Origin of the sequence: Heliorestis acidaminivorans (assembly GCF_008933955.1) — a bacterium.
Lineage (GTDB): Bacteria > Bacillota > Desulfitobacteriia > Heliobacteriales > Heliobacteriaceae > Heliorestis > Heliorestis acidaminivorans.
The window spans coordinates 81,810-104,179 of sequence record NZ_WBXO01000007.1; the positions used below are offsets into that span (position 1 = coordinate 81,810).

20 protein-coding genes are annotated in these 22,370 nt (G+C 36.5%); 17 read left to right on the forward strand and 3 right to left on the reverse strand.

What is annotated here, in order from left to right:
- Positions 1–148 precede the first annotated feature (148 nt).
- The 4 genes from F9B85_RS09985 to F9B85_RS09995 all read left to right on the forward strand — a co-directional run bounded on the left by F9B85_RS09985 (position 149) and on the right by F9B85_RS09995 (position 2,534).
- Complete coding sequence (locus F9B85_RS09985) at positions 149–1,198, forward strand: ATP-binding protein (RefSeq protein ID WP_151620472.1); 1,050 nt, start codon at positions 149–151, stop codon at positions 1,196–1,198.
- Between the two features lie 268 nt (positions 1,199–1,466).
- Positions 1,467–1,616: a hypothetical protein gene (locus F9B85_RS14400; protein ID WP_170270403.1), complete on the forward strand. Its 150-nt coding sequence runs from the start codon at positions 1,467–1,469 to the stop codon at positions 1,614–1,616.
- 209 nt (positions 1,617–1,825) lie between these two features.
- Complete coding sequence (locus F9B85_RS09990) at positions 1,826–2,143, forward strand: hypothetical protein (RefSeq protein WP_151620474.1); 318 nt, start codon at positions 1,826–1,828, stop codon at positions 2,141–2,143.
- A gap of 1 nt (position 2,144) precedes the next feature.
- Complete coding sequence (locus F9B85_RS09995) at positions 2,145–2,534, forward strand: hypothetical protein (RefSeq protein ID WP_151620476.1); 390 nt, start codon at positions 2,145–2,147, stop codon at positions 2,532–2,534.
- Positions 2,535–2,547: 13 nt separating this feature from the next.
- Here F9B85_RS09995 and F9B85_RS10000 read toward each other — a convergent pair whose 3' ends face one another.
- Positions 2,548–2,763: a hypothetical protein gene (locus tag F9B85_RS10000; RefSeq protein ID WP_151620478.1), complete on the reverse strand. Its 216-nt coding sequence runs from the start codon at positions 2,761–2,763 to the stop codon at positions 2,548–2,550.
- A gap of 117 nt (positions 2,764–2,880) precedes the next feature.
- On the opposite strand from F9B85_RS10000, the gene F9B85_RS10005 reads away from it, so the two are divergent.
- Positions 2,881–3,411, forward strand: coding sequence for a metal-dependent hydrolase (locus F9B85_RS10005; RefSeq protein WP_151620480.1), 531 nt, complete (start codon positions 2,881–2,883; stop codon positions 3,409–3,411).
- 23 nt (positions 3,412–3,434) lie between these two features.
- Here the strand turns inward: F9B85_RS10005 and F9B85_RS10010 are convergent, their stop codons facing one another.
- A complete protein-coding gene (locus tag F9B85_RS10010) occupies positions 3,435–3,653 on the reverse strand; it encodes a type II toxin-antitoxin system HicA family toxin (RefSeq protein WP_151620482.1) in 219 nt (72 codons plus the stop codon).
- Positions 3,646–4,059 carry a hypothetical protein gene (locus F9B85_RS10015; protein ID WP_151620484.1) on the reverse strand — a complete coding sequence of 138 codons (414 nt, stop codon included), beginning with the start codon at positions 4,057–4,059 and terminating at the stop codon, positions 3,646–3,648. Before F9B85_RS10015 ends, F9B85_RS10010 begins: the two co-directional genes overlap by 8 nt.
- A 210-nt stretch (positions 4,060–4,269) precedes the next feature.
- On the opposite strand from F9B85_RS10015, the gene F9B85_RS10020 reads away from it, so the two are divergent.
- From F9B85_RS10020 to F9B85_RS10075, 12 genes are all read left to right on the forward strand, one after another.
- Entirely contained in the window at positions 4,270–4,509 is a 240-nt protein-coding gene (locus tag F9B85_RS10020) for a hypothetical protein (RefSeq protein WP_151620486.1), read from the forward strand.
- A complete protein-coding gene (locus tag F9B85_RS10025) occupies positions 4,496–6,997 on the forward strand; it encodes a type IV secretory system conjugative DNA transfer family protein (RefSeq protein ID WP_151620488.1) in 2,502 nt (833 codons plus the stop codon). The genes F9B85_RS10020 and F9B85_RS10025 overlap by 14 nt, the downstream gene beginning before the upstream one ends.
- Before the next feature lie 23 nt (positions 6,998–7,020).
- Positions 7,021–7,890, forward strand: coding sequence for a hypothetical protein (locus F9B85_RS10030; RefSeq protein WP_151620490.1), 870 nt, complete (start codon positions 7,021–7,023; stop codon positions 7,888–7,890).
- 67 nt (positions 7,891–7,957) lie between these two features.
- Positions 7,958–9,010, forward strand: a complete 1,053-nt coding sequence (locus tag F9B85_RS10035; protein WP_151620492.1) for a Fic family protein — start codon at positions 7,958–7,960, stop codon at positions 9,008–9,010.
- The gene (locus F9B85_RS10040) at positions 9,007–9,627 is read left to right on the forward strand and encodes a hypothetical protein (protein ID WP_151620494.1); all 621 of its coding nucleotides are present in this window, start codon (positions 9,007–9,009) and stop codon (positions 9,625–9,627) included. The genes F9B85_RS10035 and F9B85_RS10040 overlap by 4 nt, the downstream gene beginning before the upstream one ends.
- A gap of 271 nt (positions 9,628–9,898) precedes the next feature.
- Positions 9,899–14,719 (forward strand): hypothetical protein, encoded by a 4,821-nt coding sequence (locus tag F9B85_RS10045; RefSeq protein ID WP_151620497.1) that lies wholly within the window; start codon positions 9,899–9,901, stop codon positions 14,717–14,719.
- A gap of 505 nt (positions 14,720–15,224) precedes the next feature.
- Positions 15,225–16,121 carry a hypothetical protein gene (locus F9B85_RS10050; protein WP_151620499.1) on the forward strand — a complete coding sequence of 299 codons (897 nt, stop codon included), beginning with the start codon at positions 15,225–15,227 and terminating at the stop codon, positions 16,119–16,121.
- A 146-nt stretch (positions 16,122–16,267) separates the two neighbouring features.
- Positions 16,268–16,552: a hypothetical protein gene (locus F9B85_RS10055; RefSeq protein WP_151620501.1), complete on the forward strand. Its 285-nt coding sequence runs from the start codon at positions 16,268–16,270 to the stop codon at positions 16,550–16,552.
- 12 nt (positions 16,553–16,564) lie between these two features.
- On the forward strand, positions 16,565–17,728 hold the full coding sequence (locus F9B85_RS10060; RefSeq protein ID WP_151620503.1) for a DUF3854 domain-containing protein: 1,164 nt from the start codon (positions 16,565–16,567) through the stop codon (positions 17,726–17,728).
- 87 nt (positions 17,729–17,815) lie between these two features.
- Complete coding sequence (locus tag F9B85_RS10065) at positions 17,816–19,234, forward strand: RecB family exonuclease (RefSeq protein ID WP_151620505.1); 1,419 nt, start codon at positions 17,816–17,818, stop codon at positions 19,232–19,234.
- A 106-nt stretch (positions 19,235–19,340) separates the two neighbouring features.
- Positions 19,341–20,075, forward strand: coding sequence for a RadC family protein (gene radC / locus F9B85_RS10070; protein WP_151620507.1), 735 nt, complete (start codon positions 19,341–19,343; stop codon positions 20,073–20,075).
- Between the two features lie 423 nt (positions 20,076–20,498).
- Positions 20,499–22,106: an HNH endonuclease signature motif containing protein gene (locus F9B85_RS10075; protein ID WP_151620509.1), complete on the forward strand. Its 1,608-nt coding sequence runs from the start codon at positions 20,499–20,501 to the stop codon at positions 22,104–22,106.
- Positions 22,107–22,370: the final 264 nt, after the last annotated feature.

Here is a 22,370-nt window from a genome sequence, read left to right on the forward strand (position 1 = left end):
AAAATTCATTGAATTACAAATTTCGACAGGGTTTTTCTTTTGGCAATGTTATACTCTTTAAAACATCAGCGATTGTTCAGCAAGAAAGTAATAAACGATTGGAGTTGTTTGGGTGTTGAGTCACTGGCTAGAAGATCAAAACTCTAGCTTGGAAGTAGCTAATAGGAGTACATTTTTAACGAAAGAAAAGTTATTCGAATCAAAACACTTTGCTGAACTATCTTTAGACATATTACTAGTTCACGATTATAATTGGCAAATTATCACGATAAACTCTGCTAGTGAAGAAATACTTGGATTTAAACCTGAAGAAGTGATTGGTAAGAGATGTATAGACTTAGTTCATCCAGAAGAACGAGAAAATGTTCAGAATATCATAGCGGAAAATACAAAAAAGAAAGTCAAATACAAAAATCGTATTTTATGTAAAGATGGTACTTATAAGTGGTTTCAGTTAAATGCGATTCCTATAGAAAAAGAAAACCGAATTTTCGTTGTTGGCAGAGATGTAACTGAAAAAGAGCGAATGATGGAGCAGTTAAAGAAATCTGAACGACTGAACTTAATTAGTCAACTCGCTGCTGGGTTAGGACATGAAATTCGGAATCCCTTGCAATCTGTTAGAGGTTTCTTACAACTTTTCGTAAAAAAGTATCAAAACGAAAAAGAACACTTAGAACTGATGATTTCAGAATTAGACAGAGCAAACCACATAATCACGGAATTTTTGTCGCTCTCGAAAAATAGATCGAAGAATCCCGTACCACTTAACTTAAACAGTGTGGTAGCTAATCTTTTTCCATTGATCCAAGTGAAGGCTTTTACGGAAGGGAAGGATGTCAGATTAGACTTAAACATTTCTGCAAATATAATTGGTGACGAAGAAGAGCTGAAACAACTAATAATAAATTTTGCTCAAAATGGCATTGAAGCAATGGAACCCCAAAAAACTCTTACAATACGAACTGCTTCAGACCAATCTTACGTTCTACTTACTGTCATCGATGAGGGAAAAGGTATTCCTTCAGATGTTTACAGCAAGATTGGTACTCCCTTTGTTACAAGAAAGGCCGACGGAACAGGTCTGGGATTGGCTGTTTGTTATAGCATTGCGGAACGGCACAAAGCAAAAATAGAAGTAGAAACAAGTTCTAATGGGACAAGCTTTTCAGTAAAGTTTCCAAAGAAGTTGAAATAGTCTAGCCTTATTGCCTGGCTCTGCCGTAAGTTACCGAACAGGATCTTGGGAAGAACTATATTTAGGTTTTGTTTTTTCCAGAATATGAAAAGAACCTATCTCAAGACTTCTTTGAGATAGGTTCTTTCTGCGTCTCAATATCCAATTACGTTTACGTGGGCGAGATAGCAATGGATGCACGGAAATATGCTTTTCCTTAGTTGATAATATCTTTTTCCGGTGAAAAGAAAATGAAATAAAATAAATGTCTAATCGGAGGTCAACCTTATTGCTAAAACAACTGCTAGACATAGAAAACTCACTTGGCGATCCAATGCTGGTCTATCGATTTGGCAACAATCTTGGTTTAACCGCACACCTTATTGGCAATGGTGCAGAAATTTTCTTTGGCAAAATTGAAAATGTCGAGTGCGAATAGACCCGGCTAGCCAAATTGTATTTGATAGCTGGGAAAAAACGTTAAGCTTTATTGGACAGTTTTCGGAGTTAAACGAAAACTGTCCTTTTTGATTGTACGAACAAGAGAAACCAAAAGATATCTTCGGAGATTTACCAAAGTTTGTTAATAAAATAGGGCTATGATAATGTTAAAACATACGTACACACAAAACGAAAGGGGATTTTACAGTGGATCAAGCCGAAACTTTATTATCGCTTCTTAATACAAGCAAAGCACTTACTGACAAGGTAGAGCGTCTCAATGTCGTTGTTGAAGGTAGCTATTGCTACGATGAGTTGAATGAGTTGGATAACTTGATTTTAGATCTGGCCGGGATACCACAGCATGACTTTGATGTAAAGCAGGGTGAGGGTTTTTCACGAGATTACTTTATGGAACTAGTCTTGCGTTTTCGATATAACGAAATCGAGAGTGAAGAAGTTGCATTTAAGCTGCTGAACTGGAAGCAACTTGCTCATGGTGATTGCTTCAGAAAGGATGCATGAGATGTATTGGAAAAACGAAGAGCATAAACGTCGCTACATGATGTTTTCAGTGCTTACAGGTAAGATAAAGTTAGATTGCGAATATGGTTCTGCTTTATATCTGTTGGCAGCGATTACTTCTAAGAATGCAATTCTTGTTAGCCAGTTTATAGATGACGAAGGTATAGACTTTGTTGAGCTTCAGGAGTCTTCTAAGGAGTGGAGCCGTAGCGAAAAGGCTATGATTCAATTAGCCGCCAATCTATTCACAGCAGGATATATTGAGGCCGATGTTTACAGTAGCTTCTATACTTTAGATCCAGAAAACACTAAAGTTGCACTTCAGGCATTGTCAATAAGGTTTACCGCAAAAAGTAGAAACCTCGAAATCCAGATGGAAATCGAGGTATGATAAGGATTACTCTTTATCGCTTGCGGTGTTTGTCTAGTTCGAAATAACCTTCTTGGTTATTTTTACGCATTTCTGCTTCTTTCTCTTCTTTAAGCTGATTTAGCAAATCTTCCAATTGATTAATTTCAAACGGTTTTTCTGACGAGCAAGGTTTTTCTTCTTCGGAAGTACTAAACCCCCCTATTTCTCTTTCACTGAGTTCCCCATTTAACTTTATATATTTAAACAAAGCACTCACCTCATCAATAGAAATATGCTGTCTAAGCAAGTAAAAGAAGTAAAACTCTAGTCAATTACTAGTCGAAGATTTTTATTTACTTTAGACGAAAAAAGAAAGAAGGTACATATGCTGTGGAAAACACACGCCTTGGCTGGAGCAAGCCTAGGCGTTTTTCTTTCTAATCACCTTGATACAGCTAGTCCTATGCCTTCACTGGTCGGAATTACTGTTGAGCCATACGTTATTCTTACAATAGGAGCGATGGCAGGTGCTTTAGGTTCATTGCTGCCAGATATAGATCAACCAAACAGCAAAGTCGGGAGCAAATTTTTTATGCTCCCGACATTACTTAAAGTAACAATAGGACACCGAGGACCAACTCACTCAATCGTGGGGGCGGTCACGGTGTCCTTTCTTGTATGGCTTTTGCTGTCGATGATCTATCCATTAACAAACATGGCTCTCTATGTACTATTGCTGGCCGGTTATATTTCTCATCTAGTACTTGATAGCCTTAATCCGCAAGGTGTAGCTTGGTTGTGGCCTGTTACAAGTAAGAAATTCAGAATACCTATGTTTGATACAGGTGGAGTAGGAGAGAGCTTAATAGTCATCCCATCATTAGTAGTACTTCTTATCTTAGTTATGGTTTTGTAGAGCAAAACATCAATAAAATCAGTTCAACAATGTTTATTAAAATATTCTTGGCTTACTAACAACTGTTTCTTTAGAATCTCACGCCATAGTGAAGGTTTGATTTCACCCGTTCCCATAGAAACTTTTGTTCTCTTAACAGCACCATCAGGCATTACTTTTCGAAAAAAATAGTGGTCAGTCTTTTTATAAAGTTCCCAGCCATCACGTTCACAAAAGCGTTTTAGCTCTTTCCAACTAGGCATCGATGAGACCTTTAACATGCTCTAGATCTGATTGTGTCAAAACGTGAAGGATATAAGGCAAATGATTTTTGCGGTTAGGGGAACGAGAGTACAGCTCAAAGTTTTCCATGTACTCATCGGCATACTCAATCAGATCTTCAGCTAGTGTTTCTTTTAATGACTCTAAGTTTTCAGCGTTTGCAACTAAGTCTATTTCTTTTAACGAGCCACTGTATGTGCCATCTGCTTCTTTTGTAAAAACAATAGAAAAACGATGTTGCGCCAAGATAAGGTGCAAGTGCTCTAATGAGATAGCTGCAAAGGTATCACGAGTTCGTTTTACAATGGCAGGCTTGCTATGAACTACATCATCAATAAATTTGCTCCAATTTTTTCGGACTGCTGTAGAATCCAATATTTCTTGCACGAGTATCTCCCCCTGGACTAACCTATTTTTTTGAATAATCTTTCACCCCCATTATACAGCTTTAACAAAGCGTACACAACGTACATTTTATTGTACGACGATAAAACCTGTTATATTCCTACAAAAAAGTGCAAAGAGATTATGATGAAACAGATTTTTTGAAGATTGCTCATCAGATAGTGTTTTCACTGAAATCGGTTAATAGGAGGCATGAATTATTTGCTATGGCACGATCTTGGGATTACTACTGGAATAAAGATAAGAGGACGCTTGAGAACATCTAACGGAAAGTATTTTTCTTTTCATGGCAATATCCAGGAGCTTTACCCGAAGTTTGCTTTGATAAGAGAAGAAGGAAGAGCTTATTTTGATACGATACACATTAACGATTTTGTTCAAGGCACATTTTTGATCGCAACTACAAGGAGGGAAGGTGATGGTTCTGCTTGATAAAATAGTGCTTAGTCTATCGCTTTTGTTATTCTTTTTATCTGCTATCTGGTCTCTAAAGGTAGGAGGTTTGTGGTTGCCGTTTAGCTTTATCCTTGTAGCTCTTATTGGTTATGTGGTGGCAAGCAAAGATAGCAGAGACACACAGAAGCGTAATCGTTATGGTTGGAGTGCAATCGTGAGCTTTTCTTGGTTTATCACAGTCCTGCTCAGTATGGTTTTACGCCCATTTTTGGTACACCTGTCAAGGACAGAAGGAGCGACTTTATTTCATGGAATGATAAGTTTTACTGTATCTATGATACCTTTTTTGCTACTTCTGATAGGTGGTCTATTCTTTTATCAGTTTCATGCCAAAAATGATCCAAGAGTAAAGAAAGCAGAAGTAAATAGCAACGGTCTATGGCAAAAAATCACTTCGTTCTTCTCCAAAACAGAGAAAAAGACAGGTTCAGAAGCCATAGACGTAGAGATATGCAAAGACAGAGAATCGGGCGATCCAGTCGTAATTAGCGGCAAGGATCGCTTTTTGCATATGCTCGTTGTTGGTCCGACTGGTAGCGGTAAAACAAGCAGCATCATCAAGCCCATGTTATATCAGGATATGAAGCGTATTGCTTCCGGTGAAAAGATAGGTGTTACCGTCATCGAACCATCAGGAGACCTTGCTGATTGGGTGGCTGAAATGGCGAATAAGATGGGCATCCCCTGTATCCATGTTGACCCGACCAAGTTAAACACGCATAAGTTTAACCCCATGCAAGGAGAGGCTAACGCAGTGGCAGAAGCGACAAGGACGGTGCTTCGCTCTCTTTTTGGCGATCAGGAAGCTTTCTTTGCTCAGGTACAAGAATCAATGGCTCGTAATACCATATTGCTCTTAAAGCGGCTTCACGGAGACAAACTAGATTTCCTTTCAGTCATGCGGATATTACAAGATACAAAAGATTTAGAGCAAGCTGTTAAAGACTATGAAAGCAAGTATGGCTATGACGATTTAGTACGTTATTTCTACTCTGAAGCATTCGGTGCCATGCGAGATAAGCTCTTTCAGTTTGCAACGGGCATTCGGCAGCAGTTAGCTGATATTGGTGGCAATGAGCTACTACAACGGGTGCTTATCGGCAACAGCGACATTAACTTAGACGATCATCTAAAAGGCGGTGGAGTGTTAGCTGTCAATACGGCCATGGGACCTTTAGGTAAGTTAGGCAACACCTTTGGCCAGTTCATGATCATGCACTTTCAATCCGCTGTATTTCGTCGTCCAGGCGATGAATGGACAAGAGATCCTCATGTTTTGTGTATCGACGAGTTTCCTTTGTATATCAATCCAGACTTTATTCGCTTCTTAACCAATGCTAGAAAATATCGATGTGCTGGTATTTTAGCAGTACAAGACCACGGACAATTGCTTGACGCTGGAACCAGGTCTTTTAAGAATACGCTCTTGAACAACTGTCGCAACAAAGTCTGGTTTGGAGGTCTTTCGGCTGAAGATGCAAAAGAAGTGGAAACACAATGTGGTTCTGTAGAGATTCACTTAGAGCAAAAGACTTATGACGGGGCTATATTTAAGCCCTTTTTGCCCAAAAGCATTAGAGAAACCGATACCTTAAAGCCACGCTTTGACTACACCTACATTATGGAATTGCCAGAGCGCCATGTGATCTACAAGATTGTGAAACAAAATAGCCAGCAACCTCCAAGGGAAGGCATCTGCGATTACGTAAAAGAGGAAAAGCCTGCTCTCGATGAGTTTTGGGAGCGAATCGAAAAAGTTATTCCTCAAACGGCCATGATTAAGCAATGGCTTGCTCTAAAGAAAAAAGCAGAATCAGCCTTAAAAGATCCTGATGATGTCGAGCAAGCCGGTAGAGTGATTCGACAGATTCAAGAATTAGAGCAGAGCCTTTCGAAGTACAACAAAGATACGCTAGAAAAAAAGCTTTTTGGCAAGCTTCAAGACGAATTACGAAAAAACCTAAAGCACCTGAAAGAAAGGCTTGCCGTTGAGTGCATGGGTTTAACGCCAACTACGGAAGTAGTCAAAGAAAAAGGCCAAAAGATTCCTGAACCAGTAGTAGCAAAAGGAGGTGAAGAAAAAAGTTTTGAGATTATCTTTGTAGCTGATGAAAAAGAGCTTTCGGAGAATGCCAAAAAAGAGACAAAAAGAAAGGAGCAAAAGAAAGAGGATAGTGATCTAGTCGACCAGCAACCAAAAATCGTAACAAGTAAAGTGTCTGAAAGCTTCACTAAGAAAGAGGCAGTTGAGAAGGTGAATGTAGTAGAAGCGAAGCCACTTTCATCTTCACCGGAACAAAACACGAAAGTAACAGAACAGAAAGCAGAGCAATCTAAGCCTAAGGAGGATAAGAAAAGAATTTGCCCTAGTTGCAGTCGTTTATTGGAGCAGAGAAAAGGTCGAAATGGATATTTTTATGGTTGTACAGGCTTCCCAAAATGCAAACATACAGAAAATATTTAATCAGCTAGTGGAGGGTTGCCATAATGAGTAACATAGTTTCATCACTTCGTCCTGAAGGTTACGAACAAGATCGAAAACAACAAGAATCAATCTGGCCAGAAATTTATCGAGCGCAACAAAACGGCCTGGTTATGCAAGGGTTAGCAACAGGATTGGAACACTTAGAAGCTCCCGTCAGAGATGAAAAAGGCAAGGTTGTAGGCATTGAAGAACAACCTTGTCTTATTGTTTTTCTCGATGCAGATGTACGAGTGATTATACCGTTATCAGCAAGTGGCGTAAGCAACGAGGAAAGGTTACGTTTTTTGCTTGGAAAACAAGTCGCATTCAAGGTAAAAGCAGTCGATAGAGACATAAACCTTGTTGTTGCCTCAAGACAGGAAGCCCTTCAACAAATTGCGAACCTCACATGGAAAGAGTTAGAAGTAGGAAAAACACGTGATGCCGTTTTTCGAAGAGTGGGACGTAAATATGGGATGGTTGATTTAGGTGGAGTTTACACGATTCTAAAAGCTGAAAACGCTAGCCACGGTTATATTGAAGATTTACGAGAAAAATATCAAGCTGGTGATACAGTCACTGTGGCAATTACTGGGCTAGACAAAGAAAAGAAAGAAGTTACTGTTAGCTTAAAGCCGTTACTCGCTGATCCCTGGAAGACAGTATCCTCTAAGTATAAGCTCGGTGGCATGTACATAGGTGTAGTTACGGGAAACTCCGAATCAGGCTTTTTCGTGACCTTGGAAACAGGCGTATATTCAAGAGTGAATCATCCTAAGTTTATTCGTATCGATGTAGGCGATAAAGTGATCCTTCAAATACAAGGTATCAATGCTGAAAGCAAAAAGATTAGAGCCATAATAACAGCAAATATCACAGGAAAACGTTTTTAGTTAATAAAACCTTGTTGATATATATCATTTGTGTGGTTATGATATATATCATGAGGTGGTTTTTGATATGATGTCTTTTCGTGATAACTATTTAGATAATGCGGCTTGGCCAAATGTCATGATCTGTTTGATTGGAGAAATACGTGAATTCAAAGGCAAAGAAGCACTTTTTGAAAAGCAAGCTCCAGAAGTATTACGGCAACTGAAAGAGGTTGCCGTAATACAAAGCGTGGAGTCTTCAAACCGTTTAGAAGGCATTGAAGTAGCAAAAAAAAGGCTTGCTTTGTTAACAAAAGACAAAACAAGCCCTATGAACCGTTCTGAAGCAGAAGTGGCAGGCTATCGTGATGTACTTAATACCATTCATGTTTCGGCATCTTACATGGCTTTATCTCCGAGTCTAATGCTACAAATGCATCGTGACTTAATGTCCTATGCAACGGGAAGTGGTGGACGGTGGAAAGCAAGTGACAATGTCATTAAAGAGTCTTTGCCTAGTGGTCAAGAAAGAATACGATTTGTTCCAGTTCCAGCTTGGAGGACACCGGAAGCAATTGGCGAGTTACTGTTGAGATTTCAGGAAGCCAAAAATATGGGCAATGTCGATGACTTATTGCTTATTGGAGCTTTTGTATTAGATTTTCTTAGCATTCATCCTTTTGCAGATGGAAACGGCCGAATGGCACGTCTATTGACGCTTTTGCTAATGTATCAGAGTGGCTATCAACTTGGTAAATATATAAGCCTTGAAAAAATAATCGAAGAAACAAAAGAATCATACTATGAGACCTTGGAAAAGTCTTCTCAAGGATGGCACGAAGGAAAACATGACATTATTCCTTGGCTCACTTATTTTCTCAATACGATTCTAAAAGCATATCAACGCTTTGAAGAGCGTGTCGGTACGGTTCGACAGGAGAGAGGTTGGAAGGAAAAGCACGTTAGAGAAGTAATCAGTACGATGGAAAGTAAGTTTAGAATCGCGGACCTTTTAGAACGTTGCCCTGATATCAGCAGACCAACAATTCAAAGAGTATTAAATAAGATGAGTCATGCTGGTGAAATTGAATGTTTAGGAAAAGGGAAGAATGCCTTGTGGCAAAAAAGGAGTAGCAAATGATACAGAGAGTTGAATCTATAAGCTGGGGGAGAGTCAATATTGACCCTCCCCCTTTTGATCTTACCGATAGAGATAAAAAGCTAATTAAAACCCTAGAAACTACGCATTATCTAACAGCTTGGCAGATTGCTCAGTTATTTTGGCAAGGAAACATAGATAACGCTAAGAGTCGTTTGAAGAAGTTGACAAAAAAGAGTCAGATAAAGAAAAACTGGCTTAGGACAGGTGATCCTTTGCCAGTTGCTTTTTATAGTGCCAACAGTACGCCTGCGGTGCCTGAGCTGCAAGTATTAAAGATCATGACAGGCAACATGATTTATGTGAGATTGCCTGAAGAGGTTAGAGAGAGCTGTAGTTGGATAACGAGAAATGCTAAACCGTTTACTGCATCGTTTACGATGGATAACGAAGAGCATTATGTTGTTGTGGCTCGGAATTATCCTATGGAGATATATAATATAGCTTTTGAGTTGCGGTGGGTCGGGGATAAGAAGATTCTATTTATTGTTCCAGATGTAGATATGCTTTCACAAGCGAAAGAGACACTAAAGCCATTGGAACTTAATATTCAATTTTTTCTTGAATATAAATTATTAGAATTCTTAAAAAACATATAAGTTTATAACCAAGTTTGAAAAGTTATTGGTAACAAGTTATAAAAAACCATATATGCTAAAGTTCGCTATACCAATCATACATTTCCAATTTCACGACAAATAAACAAGGAAAAAAGAATGATATGTCGAATAACGGAGTAAAAGGCTACGGTACTTTTAAGAAAGAGAGGTCTCAAATATGTGTACAGATGATAATATTGTCCACACTAAAGTTTGTCAAAGTTTTCCCGTATTACAAGAGCCTCAAATACCTAGGGAGACTTACTTTAATATGATCGATAAATTTTTTGACAGTGGTTTTGAGGCTGTGATTGTTCAAGGAGATGAAGATTACGGTAAAACAACGTTATTAGCTCAATATGCCAATGAAAAAAATAAAAGTTCAATTTCATTGTTTATAAAGCCATCTAGTCGCTTTACTTATGATCCAGAATTTTTAAAACTAGATCTTTATCGACAAATTGAAGCCATTTTGGAAAATGATATATCAGAAATACCAGATAATATTTCTGATAGTCTAATAAGGCAAAAATTATTTAAACTACAAGGATTAATACGTAATAGAAAGAAAAAACTACACTTTATAATTGATGGACTTGATGAAATACCTCAAGAAGATATACAAGTAAAAGAGCAAATTATTAATATACTACCTTTAGGTATGCCTGATATTTACTTTGTTTTTTCAGCTAAAAGTTATAACGTAGATTCTTTTTTTCTTGAAGAAAAACGAATAAACTATAAAGACTTGCCTCTTGTCGAATTTACACTTGGTGAAGCAATAAGCTTCTTAAGAGATTTAATGCAAGAAAAATTAATCAAAGATATTACAAAAATATACAAAAGGGTTCCTGGTAGATTAGCAAGTATTAGAAGAATAATAATAGCAGGGGAAAGTCCTAAAAATTTGTTGGTTGAAGTACCAGAAAAATTATTTCAAGTAGAATGGAAAACGGTAGAGCGAACTGATGAATTACAGAATAAAATATTATCTATTATTGTTCATGATAAGAGAAAGCATTACATTAAAGATTTAGCAAAAATACTAAACACAAAAACGGATTTAGTACTTCAGAAGCTTGAGGGATTGAGCTTTGTAGAAATTGACAAACAAAATGAGGAAGTTTCATTTGTTTCCGAATCATATAGATTATTTGCCGCTCAACAATTAGCTCATTTAAAAGATTATACCAATAGCATTATAATTGATTATCTTTTAAAAGAACCTGCAGAACTAGATTCACTTTTGTTACTACCGAACTATTTTGCTAGCTCTGAAAGACATAATGATTTACTTAACTATTTATCAAGTGAAATACTAAATGCTATTGTTTCAAAAACACAGTCTATAAGTTTAATTAAACAAATAAGTAACTTGGGAATAGAGGCGGCAGCATCATTAGAAAAAGATGATTCACTTATTAAATTTAGTGTTTATAATGTTACACTGAATGAATTAAGTGAAGCTAAGGTTTGGAAATCAGAAGTTAATGCAAAAATGGCTCTCAACGATTATGAAGGAGCGTTATCTTTAGCTCAAAGACCAGTTTTATTAGAAGAAAGGATTCATCTTTTAGCTTTAATTGCAAAAGGAAAAAAAGAAGATGGCCTCTCTCCAGAGCCGGCTCTTATTGAACAAATTCGTAATATTTACAAGCAAATTGATTTCTCTCTATTGGGGGATAAAGCTATTGATATTGCTTCTGACTTAGTTTATTCTTGTCCAGATTTAGCAATAGAGTTAGTCGAAACAGTTACACAAAAAGGGCAAAATTATAACAACAAGAAAGCTTTTAGCACTTTAACATTAGCTGCTATACAGCAATCAGAATTAACAAAAAATACAGAGTTACATATTAAAAACCCTAAGGTACATCGCTTTATTTCTGAAGTAACATTAATAATTAATAATTATTCTGCATCTGAAGTAATTAGTAACGTGGAAAAGTTTGACAACGTAAGCGATCGCTTATATTTACTTAGACAGTGGGCGATTAATAATAAATATAGAAGTGATGCAATAGAAGTCATAGAATATTCATTAAAATTGTCTATTACAACAACATTATTTGCACCTAATGCAAGAATATATAGAGAAATATCAGAACCATTACCTTTTGTTTCTGATAAAACTAGATTAAAAACAATTATTGGCATGTTAGATAGTCAAAAAGGACTAATAGCGGGACCAACAGAAGATTTTGTCGAGTTACAATTATTGTTAGCCCAAGCTGAGCACACTTTTGATAAAAACGCTTCAAAAGATAGATTAGAGGATACTTATTTATTAATAATTGACCTGGAAGATTTATCGATTAAATGCCAATGCTTAGCACAATTACTTGTAAGTCTTTTTATTATTGATGATAAAAGTCTTTTTAATAGAAAAGAAGATGATTTATACTATATTGTCGAAAATGATTTTAATGAAAATATCAACATACTGTTAATGTTTGTTGGAGAACAATTTTATGAAACAAGAGGTGTTGTACGAGCTTTAGCAAAAAAAATTCCTGACATGGCAATTGATATTTGTAAGAGACTAAATACGGAGATTAGAAGAAATGCCATGTTTAATGAGTTAATAAACTCATTATTAGCTCAACCTATAAAGAATGTGAACTTTCTCCAAGTTGTTAATATTGTTAAAGCAATAACATGCTTTGAAACAAAAGATGTAGTACTGGATAATATAATGGAAAAAGTATATAAAGAAAAAAGAGATTTTAATTTGCAACAATTAACTTATTTATATCAGCTATACGAAGAAATTAACAACATGTATGATATAGAATTAAAATGCAAAGCGTATTGTTTTTTTTATGGAGTTATTAGTAAACTAGATCAACAAAATCAAGGGATTAAAAACGACATATTGTCTAATCTAGAAAAGAATTGGACTAAAATGGATGTAGAGTGGGATAAGGTGAATGTTGGATTTAACATAGCTGGAATTTTAACAGAATATACTTATGAAAATGCTAAAAAGTATATTGAATCTACTCAAGAAATTAGAGAAAATATAGAATTAAGTACAGCTGTTAGTGGGAACGCTTATATTATTTTTATTAGATTAGCTATTATGGCTTATAGTGGGTTACAAATAAAGAGCAATGATACGGTAGAAGATTTAGAGTATATAAAAAAATTAATAAAGCTCGTTCCATCTAATAGTGAACAAGCCAGTTTATGGTCAGATCTGGCTTTAAGATTGTACTTAAATAATAAACGAATTGAATGCGAAAAAATTATGTCTATGAATGTAAGACCTTTATTATATGATATAAAGTTTAAAGATTTGATTGCTTATCATTCGTTGATAGTAGATACTGCTCCTGCATTATATAAAACCCATAGTCAAACAACAATAGAAATAATTGAAGATTTACCAAGGGATAAAAAAGATAGTGCGTATGAAAAAATAATTCAGTTTTTAATTTCTAAACTACCATTATTTGAACCTTTTGATTTTACAAATTACACAAGTGCATATTTAACATATGAAGATATCACTGATATTTGTTTTATACTTCAAAAAATACAAACAGATTATCTGATTGTTCGTTTTATTAGTATAATAACTGATATAGTTAAAAATTTAACAAAAAAAAATCAAATTACAAAAAATCAACTCAATGAAATTATATGTAAAATTGAAAATATAATAACAGAGAAACTACCCGATAAAAACAATATAATGCATTATGGTTATGTAATCTTAGCACAAGTTTATATGACAAAAATTAAAAAAACTAATTCGGAAAATTGGCGTTTATTAATTGATGAAACTGAAAAAATAACAAATGTTTCTGATAAGTCTTTTTTATTTTCCTCTTTAGCTTCTGAAATGCCGATAAAAGAACAAAAAAAACGTGAAGACTTAATAAAAAAAGCCAAAGATTTAGCTGATACAATTCCAACTACATGGGATAAATTGGACAGATATGAAACGATAGCATACGAAGCTTGGAATGTTAACAAAACCTTTAGCAAGAAAATTTTTGAAGAAGCAATGAAGATTACATTAAGCTACAATAATAACAAAAACTATCCATTCAAAAAATATCAGCATAAATTGATTGACATTACATATAAACTTGATCCGGAATTTGCTTCATTTTTAGCATCTCAAATTGATGATGATCCGGCCAGGATTAAAATAAAAAGAGAATTGTTGGAGCATATGGAGGTATTGAACTACAAGAAACAAATTACCTCTAAACGTTCAAATACTGAACAATTTGATAAAAAAAAGATAAGTCACTTACCTCATATTGCTTGGAATCTTCTAAGTTCTTTAAATGCAGGAAGGATTACACCACTTCATATTGAACAAACGAGGGAATTTGTACGCATTGCATCATCTTTATCATTAGCGGAATCCTATCCAATTTTTTTATGGATTCTTAAAAATTTAATTGTTAGAAATGCTAATACAGATCAAGCTAATATATTTATAAGACCAGTTTTAGTAGCAATGCTTTTTGGTGCAGAATTAACTCTAAAGCTAGCGGGGCGTACAATTCAACAACTTACAAGTCAAAAATCTCACAGACCAAGTAATATCGTTTATATTAATTGTGGGGAAAGAAACAAGGCTATGGAAGCGATTGAAGAGTGGATAAAGTCAAACCCTATAGAATATATCTACATTTGTGACTCATATTTTGGTCCTTCAGAATTAGAAATATTACTTCTAATCTCTTCATACAATCCTAATTGTAGAGTAAAAATACTTACAAGTAAGAAACATCAGAATAACGAAAATGTTATTGGAGATCCTGCTGATTACTATCAAAATTACTGGCGCACAAAAGTATCAGACCAAGATCCTCCTGATACTGAAATAGTTGTGGTATCTGTCAAATCTAGCGGAGATTCTCCTGTACATGATAGATGGCTGTTAACAAAGGGCAGTGGATTGAGACTGGGGTCATCGTTAAACTCATTAGGACTAACAAAAGATTCAGAAATATCTTTTTTATCATCTGAAGAAGCAAGTAAAATAGAAGAGGAAGTCTTAAAATATATTAATCGTACAGAAGTACTTTTTAATAATGAAAAAATAAGATATATGTCTTTTAACCTATAAAATATTTGTTTGAAGATATTTATTCTACTAAGGTTCCGAGCATTACGTTTTTTATAAAATCCTTGAGTTCAAATAATAACCATGCTACAATGATAGTGTGTTTTTAATTAAGTTTGAACCAAAGTTCAAGCGAACTGCAAAGGGACGTTTACTTTAGAGTGATTCCAGATGCAGATGTCCCGGACTGAAATGGTTTGTACTCTACAAACTTCCGGGATACCTAACGTGAGGGTGCCATCGCGTATTGATGTCTATGTAAGGTTTATAACCTTGCATAAAAAGGTAGTGGTTTTACCACATACCAGATTTAGTAAACAAAAAGCCGTTGTCGAAGTGTGCCCAAAAAGCACTTCACAACGGCTTTTTTTGTTTAAAATGCTCTCTAATTTTTCGGGGAGCGACGAAAACCATAGATTGAAACAAAACCGCTTTGTGCGAATTGATTTCTACTATCAATCATAACAAGCGGTTTTTGTTTTTAGTCAAAAAAGAAAGGATGATGGAAGTGCAAGCAAACCAGCAAAAAGGCCAAGGGCAGCAGACACAAGGTTGGCTTATCGAGAAAGCCAGGGCAATTAAGGTCAAAGAAAGCGAAGAGTTTGCTTCGGCAAAGGCGGCAATTCCAGAGTGGTTACACGGCGGTATCGTTGCCATCGAGCGTAATCAAAAAATGTACAATCAGCAAGTTGTCATTGATCAAGTCGCGCAAAGTTTAGGCTTATGGTCAAGTGACAAAGGCACTTATCTAAGCGTTAGCAAGCCCTACTTAACCGTAGAGGCGCGTGTAGCTTGGGCGAGACACGAACATAAGGAAAAAGGCTGCAAACTTACGATTCAACCAGTTCAGTTTGATAGCCAATCAAAACTTGCAAGAGTAACAATTGACTCAGAAATTCACGGAAGCGTTACGGCCACAGCAAAGCTTGGTGTCGGTGGTGGCGGTGTGGATTCAACAAATCCTTTTGAAAATGCTGAAACAAGCGTTATCGGTCGTGCATTGGGCTTCTTAGGCTATGTTCTACTTGGTAGTGGAATTGCCAGTGCGGAAGAAGTGCATGTGGCCATTGAAGAAGCAGAAAAGAAAGAAAAGCCACGGTTGGACGTTGTTGAAGGTGGTCAATCGCAACAACAAACAACGCAGGAGCCGCGGCCTATCTCTCAAATGAAAGCACAACAAAGCCAACCCACTTTTGTAGGTACAGTTACTCAAAATGGGCAAGGACCCGTTGAAAACAATGGACGCAAAGTAGCTCGTTCTATCGTGACTATGAATGGTCAAAACATAAACGTCTATGGGATCGATGGAACAGCGCCCATTGTAGCTGCTTGGAAACAAGGACAAGAAGTCGAGTTTCAAGCTCGCCAAGAAAACAATGGTTCTCTTGTCGTTGTTACTGCTTAAAAAGAAAAAAGACTAGGAAAAACCTAGTCAAAAAGCGATTTATAAAAAGTCACCAATTCCTTTTGCGCAAAGAGAAATAGCTATCTTTTAATATAGCATTTTTTTATCCAAAGAGCAATTGGTGAACCAATAGGAGGAAGAGAAACATGGTTTCTTCATTCCCGCTTGTCTTGTTTCCTCTGGGGCAGGTTTACGCTACCCCTGGTGTCATGGACACTATCGAGGTTCAAGATATACAATTCGCCCTCTTGCGTCATCATAGCGGTGACTGGGGTGACATTTGCTCTGAAGATTGGGAGCTAAACAATGAATCCTTGTTGCATGCAGGAAGGTTAGTTTCTTCCTATCGAGACAGCAAAGGAAAAAAATTCTGGATTATCACCGAAGCGGATCGTTCTGCTACAACGGTGTTACTACCAGAAGAATACTAGGAGGTGCTATAGGTGTTAGTAAAAACCTATCGTAACTCTATGGATGAGAAGGCCAGCATACGTGCTGGTCTTCGTATTTTATCAGTTTGTGCTCACTTGGGAATCCCAGTGAAAAAAGTAGGTAGTCAGTGGTTTATGAAGTGCCCAGTACACGGGTCCGATGGAAAAATGCAATCATGTCACTTCATGGAACACGCCCCAGCTGCCCGTGATGGTGCCGATCTGTGGCAATGTGAAAAGTGTGGAGCCAGTGGTGACGTGTTCACGTTACTGATGATGGCTCTGCAATTAAACTTTCCTCAAGCCGTAGAAAAAGCAAAAGAAATCTTAGGCATGAAGTCTGAAAGAACCATACTTTCGGTTGTAAAAACGCCGGAGGTTCGTCAAGCTCCAAAACTTGCTACAGTAGCGATGAGAGATAAAGTCTACAAAGCTTTACTCTCACTGTTTAGCTTAGGAGATCAACAAAAAGAAAACCTGCTACGTCGAGGTTTTACAGAAGAAGAGATAGCTTCTTTTGGTTACTCACAAATGTGTTATCAAGATGGAATTGCATTGACGAAGCAGATTGCCAAGGTAACGGGCATTTCGTCTTTCACCGGAATACCTGGTTTCTATCAGACAAAAAATGGTCAATGGGCTTGCAAAACCCACAATGCCTTGTTAATTCCGGTTCGCAATGTGAACGGAAAGATTTATGGCTTACGCTTACGGATTTCCGCAGTTAATGGTGAGCGAGTTTATGCTTGGTATACATCCTTGCGTGATAAAAATGGAAGTGCTCTTTCAGGTGGTTCTTCACCGGGTGCTTTACTTCACACTGTTAGATTTCTTCATTCAGATACACTCTGGATTACAGAAGGTGAAATAAAAGCAGATCGATCCAGTTTGGCATTAAAGCAAAACTTTGTGTCTGTTCCCGGTGTCGGCAATTGGCGTCTGATTCCTGACTTAGCAGAGCACATAAAAGCAAAGCATGTTGTGATTGCCTATGATCAAGACAGTGGAAAGACAGCGCAAGTTGTAGCAAAACACTGCAAAAATCTTGCTAATGCTTTATATCAAAAAGGCTTATCTGTCCATACTGCAATCTGGCGTAAGGAAAACGGCAAAGGGATTGATGATGTACTGAATGCGTATGGTTCAAGTGCCATCTCTCTTAAGCCAATAGAGTAAAACAAAATCCTCCCACACTTGGGAGGATTTGAAATACCTTGTAGGAGGTGTAAAAGGACGACTTTTTGAGGAAGTCGTTCGAATAATATGAATGTTCGGGTAACTAGCTTGCTTACTTTCGAAGACTGCCCACGACGTTTCTTTGCGGAGAACATCCTTGGGTTGAAAGTACCAAGCGCAGCCGCTGATATTGGAACAGCAATCCATACTGTGGCTGAGCGTTGGTACAAAGAAGGGAAAAACTTCCCAGGTTTTAAAAAAGCTGCTGAAGATGAAATAAAAAAATTTCCTGATACTTTGAACATAGAAAACGTGATTGAGATAGCAGGTTTAGCTAAAAAGTTTATCAGCGTGTATGGCGAAGGTGGTTTTGACTACCAAGTCATTCCTGAAATACGTCTACAGATTCCTGTTGGTAGGCATACAGTATCGGGGCAGATGGATGCGCTGTTTATGCCACTTTTTCCTGGAATGCCAGCAAAAATCGTAGACCTAAAAACAGGTCGCAATCGTGCAGTAACGAAGCAATTGGCTATCTACGCTTTCTTAGTAGTCAAAAGCTTTGGAGGCATTCATGATGTTTTGACTCGCTATGAGTGGGTGCGTTTAAACGAGAAAGACGAATACCACTATAGCGAAAAACATCTCATTGAGATAGAACTTTGGATAAACCAACAGGTGAAACAAATCGATAAAGCCTTACGAAAAGGTGAAGAAGGTTTTACCTGCAATCCTGGTCATGTTTGTGCTTACTGTGGGTATGCTCAACAATGTCCAGCTACAAGTGGAGATTATAATCCCCCTGTAGAGGACAGCATAGAAGATTTGGCAGAATTACCGACAAGTCCTGAATTATTAACTTCAGAGATGGCCGAAAAATATGCTTCTCGTCTTTTAGCCTTGCAAGGCAAGGTTAAACAGATCGAAAATGTGTTGAAAATCTGGACAGAGAAGCATGGTCCTTTGGTTATTGGAGATCAGGCAATGGGTAAGTTTGAAAAAGCTTCGCAACGGCAATTCGATGTTAAAAAAGTTATTGAGCGTTGCCAAGAGCGAGGGCTAAATCCTCTAGAGTATATTACCTTGTCCTCTACAGCGGCTAAAAAGTTAGAAAGAAAAATTGACCTTGAAGGATGCTATACCGAAAAGCCTTCCCCACCAACATGGTCTATAAAGAAAGTCGAAACAGTTGGGCTAGAATCTACCGTGAATACGGTGAAAGAGACAGTAGAGATTCTAGCTGAGGATGAAAAAGCTGTACCAGAACAGCCTACAGTTTCTTCGCTTGTGAAAGACTTCGGTGTTTTCTTAAAGGGTGTCGAGGCACCACAAGAAGCACTTGAGAATGTCAGAGTAGCCTATAGGTGCTCTGAATCAGGCAAATATGATGAAACTTTCTGGGATGCTCTCATGTCGGCCGTCGCTTGGCAGGGTCTTCAAAATGAAAAAGCCCAAGAGATAGCCTACATGATACAGCAGATTGAAAATGTAGCCCAAGCTGGCTAAGGTTGCACTAAAATTTTAAAGTGAAAGGGGGTGTCCCCTCCATTGTTAAAGTAGGAGGGGGCATACAAAGCCCCCTCCCCTGCTTTTTTATGGTAGGGGAACCTATATGAAAGATAAGCAACTGACAACTCTACAAGAAGAACTGCAAGTTTTGCCTTCTTATTCAGATCCAGTAAAAAAGCTTAACCAAGAAGGCATTAAAAACCTTTCGAATCGGGAGTTAATCGCAGTGCTTCTAGATAAAAGAAACGGTGACAGAGTTAGCAGAGCTGATCAACTATTAAACAATGCTGACGGTTTAAGAAGCTTGACGCAAGCTGTGTTCTTAGAAGATCGTGGTAGATATGACGCAAGACAGGCAGAAACATATTTACCACTGCCAAAGCTAACGCCTCTTGAACTGGCTAGACTTGAAGCTACCATTGAGCTTGCATGTAGAGTAAACTCTGCGACAAGTCAAAAACGAACGCTCATTCAGAGTCCAGAAGATGTAGCCAAACTTGTGATGAATGAAATGAAGTTTCTCGACAAAGAAGTTTTCAGAGCCATTGCCTTGAATACGAAAAATCATGTTTTAGATATAACAGACATTTCGGTGGGTTCCTTAAATGCTACAATCGTTCATCCAAGAGAGCTGTTTAAGGTGCTTATACGGAAAAGTGCTGCGGCAGTCGTTGTAGTTCATAATCATCCTAGCGGCGATCCTTCACCGTCTAAAGAAGATAGAGAAATGACGAGGCGCCTTGTTGATAGTGGAAAACTACTTGGAATCGAAGTGCTTGATCACATTGTCATTGGAGACAATAAGTATTCCAGTCTGAAAGAGCTTGGTTATATTTAAACGGCAGAAGAGTGACTCTTCCTTTTGAAGGGCGAATACAGCATTGATAAGACTTGTGTAGTGTTAATTTAGTCAAAAAAGTAGAGTCCAACCCAGTTAAGTTAAGGGGGTTGGACTCTACTTTTTTATTATATAGTTGACTTCCTAGAATTGCACGAAACATATGGCTGTGTTATCATAATTAGTTTTCGTTTAATATTATGGGAATATGAACATGAAAAATTGGGAGAATATTCAATTCGAAAATTGCAATAGTTATTTTTTTGTTTTTATGTGGAGGAAAATGGGTTAGAACATAGAAAATAGATTTATATATATTGACAATACTTGTTGATAGATGGTTGATAAAATGAAACGTTCCAGACTTAATACACACAGATCTACAAGAAAAAAGTAAAATAAAAACAAAAGGGGTGTTAAAAAATGGAATTATATTTATTCAATAGACTTAAAAAAATATATCCAGATATGAAGATTACTAACTTAATTAAAGAACATCCATATTTATATCAGTATATTAATAGGTTAGCCAAAGAAAAAGAACTTACGATTACCCAAACCCTCAGTGACATGGGATTTGAATATATAACCAAAAAAAGAGGGGTTACGTCGAACTTTGACTCTATAACTGCAGTTAAGTTACTAGATGAATATGATGTTTCGCAAACAGATTTATCGGAATGGCTTGGTGTAACTAGGCAAGCCATTAACAGCAAAATTAAACGTAATGTGCAAGGTTTAAGTTGGGTATGCAATGAACTAGAATCCAGTGAAATTTATATTATAAACCAGATGGTTGAAGAACGCATTTATACGTTTAAGGAAGATAGTCTGTTAATTGCAATAAGAAACAACGGAAAAAAAGCTTGCCTAATTATAATTTTAGGTGACTCAATTAAGGTAGTTTTTGAAATACCGGAAAATACAAACGATTTATTACTAAATAATAATTATCATATATTTTCTCCATTAGATTATGATATAAAAAATAATCTTCAATCAATTTTTTTTTTAGGAAAAAAATTAGCTAAGGCCGAAAATCAGAGAATCAGAACAAAAATATCCCAACGATGTGAAAAGCTTGGTATCTCTGCAGATGATTATTGCCAATTACACGGCTTTGAAGGGATTGCAGATGGGAGAATGATAACAGATGAAGAAATAATTGATGTTATTGACAGAAAGTATGTGCTAAAAGATAATATAGTATTTTTTCCACATACAGAGGATGATTATTTTAACTTCGTTAACAGGGCATCAAGAGCTGGTATGACAATAGATGAATTTTTCGAATTTTACGGTTACATAAAAGTTGATAGTCGGTTGGAAAGTAGCTATAAAAACAAAATCGAAGAATATAAATTTGAAATTAAGAAAAACGTAATTAACGATCAAAATCATGTTTTTATAAAAACAGATTCAAATTTATACAGAAAATTATATCCTTTCGCGAAAAGGCGGAATATATCTTTAGATGACTTTTTGTTAGAACTTGGCTATGTAAGAGTATATGATAAAAATGAAATAACAACTTTCGATGATTATAATAGTCGTCGTGAGATAAAGAAAACATTTGAAGAACCAAATAAAATTGAAAGAATCTTATTTGAACTACAGCATATCCAAGGTAACATGAACAGAGTCTTTAATAACATAGAACATATTCAAAGAAATAAAGAGCTAGTAAGAAAGTTAAAAGAACTTTACGATTATAGATGTCAATTATGTGATTCGGAATTAGGAATTCCTTTAATAGAGAAACTTGATGGTACATATTATGTTGAAGTACATCATATTACTGCAATATCATCCATAAAAAATGCAATTGAAAATGAAGAATTATTAGACGAAATTAAAAATTTAGACACATATAAAAACGCAGTGGTTGTTTGTCCGTTTCATCATAAAACACTTCATTATCATCAGGGTGGCTTTAATCGCTTAACATTAATCGAAAATGAACTTTTTTTTGTATCGAAAAAAGAGACATTACTTAAAATTAAGACAAATTATCATTTAGAACCTTTCTAGAGAGTTTGTAGTTTAAAAGTTACATTAAAAGTGATAGTTGACCATTATGCCTAAGCTAAACCACGATAACAACAAAGAACCTCTAGGAAAAATAGTTGGAATTCTGCAAATGGTGATTAAAAAATCAATCACTTTATCAACTTGTTTTAATCTAGTCCATAATATTTAGAGTATGATAGTTTAAGATTGATTTCACTGCAAAAAACCTCTTTGCAACCAGTTGAGAACGATATATAGTGTTAGCAACTCGTTCAAAATCCTATC